Below are 1,828 nucleotides of genomic sequence, written 5' to 3'. Positions count from 1 at the left end.
TCCCACCTTGATCGAGTCCAGAGCTTCGGCTATACCGGGAACCATCCGGCCGAGCAACAGCCCGGCTATCATCGCTGCGACGATCCACACGGGAAGCAACCGGTCAAGCGTTGGGAGCCTTACCTGTTTGGGCTCTTGGGGACTGGTTTGCTGCAGGGCGGTCTGACTCACCGTGCTCCTTACTCAGGGCCACGCGGAACCCGGATCGAATAAATTGATCAGTATCGATATGAGTATGGCGATACGTATCGATGATTGTCAATGTGGGTGCATAATGGTGGAATGACCACTATCGCCGAGGCTCACTCCGAAACTCCATCAGAGGACAACGAGGCGTGCTGCACGCCGTCGGCTACGTCTGGACTAAGTGCCGCCCGCGCAGCGGAACTGTCCAGGCAGTTCAAAGCGATAGCAGATCCAAACCGCCTGCGTCTGCTCTCGCTGATCTCGGCAGGCAAGGACCACGAAGCGTGTGTGTGTGATCTGACGGAGCCACTCGACCTCGGCCAACCAACCGTGTCGCACCACCTGAGAATCCTGGTCGACGCAGGGATCCTCAACCGGGAGAAGCGCGGCGTCTGGGCCTATTACTCGCTTGTGCCCGGCGCCCTCGAGTCCCTCGCTTCCAGCCTGGCGGATCCCCGGTAAGCCGCACACCCTGGTTCAGGAACAACCCGTGCTGACTGACCAGGACCGCCCGCGTGGCGGTCTTGCTGCCATGTGCATCGCTCAGACTACGAGCTGGGGTCTTCTCTATTATTCGCTTCCGGTCGCCCTGGTGCCGATCGGTGATGACACTGGATGGTCCATCGCCGCGATGACGGCGGCATTCTCTGCCGGACTGATCGTTTCGGCACTCGTCGGAGTACGGGTGGGACGCGCCCTTGACCGTACAGGACCTCGATGGTTGATGAGCGCCGGAAGCATAGTGGGGGTACTGGCGCTGCTGCTCGTCGCCTGGTCGCCCAGCTTCGCCGTGTTCGCCGCCGCCTGGCTGCTGGCGGGGTTTGCGCAGGCCGCAGTGTTCTACCAACCCGCGTTCGTGATCATTACCCGCTGGTACGGCGCTGGCCGGGCACGGATCCGGGCTTTGACGGCATTGACCCTCGTGGCAGGGTTCGCGTCGACCATCTTTGCACCTGTCACGGCAGCCCTGATCGCCGGGCTGGGATGGCGTGATACCTATCTTGTCCTCGCGGGGATCCTCGCTGTGGTGACGATCCCTCTGCACTGGTTCTTCCTCAACGCCCATTGGTCCACACCCATTGGCTCCTCGGTTGGTGACCGGTCAGGACAGGAAACCCAGGCCCTCATGCGCAGCGGACCATTCCGGCTGCTTCAAATAACCATGGCGCTGTCCACGCTCGCACTGTTCGCGGTGACGTTCAACCTCATCGCGCTCTTCCTCGAACGCGGGATCAGCTACCAGAGTGCAGCGCTGGCATTCGGGCTGATCGGGGTTGGCCAGGTGATCGGGCGCATCGCCTACTCAGCCTTGCCCTCCAGCACTTCTCCGGTCCGAAGAATGGTGGTGCTCAACGCATTGGGAGCAGTATGCGTCTGGGTTTTGGCGCTGACCGCCGGTCCGGCAGGTTTGCTGGTCGCGGTCGCCATCATTGCCGGGATGGTGCGCGGCTGCAACACCCTCCTTCAGGCAACTGCCGTGTCCGACCGGTGGGGTACCCAAAGCTTCGGGCAACTGCAGGGCGCCTTCGCAGCCCCTGTGACTATCGTCGGAGCCGTGGCTCCGGCTGCAGGTCCAGCCTTGGCCTCCGCCTTGGGAGGCTACCCCGCCATGGCCGTGGTGATGGCCACACTGGCCACGGTC

Annotated in this window: 2 protein-coding genes; both read left to right on the top strand. The window is 62.7% G+C overall.

Translation table 11 applies throughout. The features are described 5' to 3' along the window. Positions 1 to 282: 282 nt before the first annotated feature. On the top strand, positions 283 to 648 hold the full coding sequence (locus ACX80C_RS19275; protein WP_459328079.1) for an ArsR/SmtB family transcription factor: 366 nt from the start codon (positions 283 to 285) through the stop codon (positions 646 to 648). Between the two features lie 28 nt (positions 649 to 676). Further along, positions 677 to 1,828 (top strand): MFS transporter (locus ACX80C_RS19270; RefSeq protein WP_459328078.1); only part of this gene is annotated, 1,152 nt, incomplete at its 3' end.

It is taken from the genome of Arthrobacter tecti, from assembly GCF_054511355.1.
The sequence above is the reverse complement of the archived record's forward strand: the minus strand, read 5'-3'. Positions and strand labels throughout refer to the sequence as shown.